The following is a 293-nucleotide window of genomic DNA, read 5'->3' on the forward strand; positions in this document are numbered from 1 at the left end:
CTGGCGGGCGGCGTTGCCGTCATCCGCGTCGGCGGTGCGACCGAGATCGAAGTCAAGGAAAAGAAGGACCGCGTCGATGACGCCCTCAACGCGACCCGCGCGGCCGTCGAAGAAGGCATCGTTCCCGGCGGCGGCGTCGCACTCCTGCGCGCTTCGATGGCCATCACCGTCAGCGGCGCCAACTCCGACCAGACCGCCGGCATCGCCATCGTGCGCCGCGCGCTGCAGGCTCCGGCTCGCCAGATCGCGGCCAACGCCGGTGCGGAAGCATCGATCGTTGCCGGCAAGATCCT

At 70.0% G+C, this 293-nt stretch carries 1 protein-coding gene; it reads left to right on the forward strand.

Translation table 11 applies throughout. The features are described from left to right. Positions 1–293 (forward strand): TCP-1/cpn60 chaperonin family protein (locus AC0L2A_RS36510; RefSeq protein ID WP_473613032.1); only part of this gene is annotated, 293 nt, incomplete at both ends.

It is taken from the genome of Mesorhizobium sp. WSM4844 (assembly GCF_055811775.1).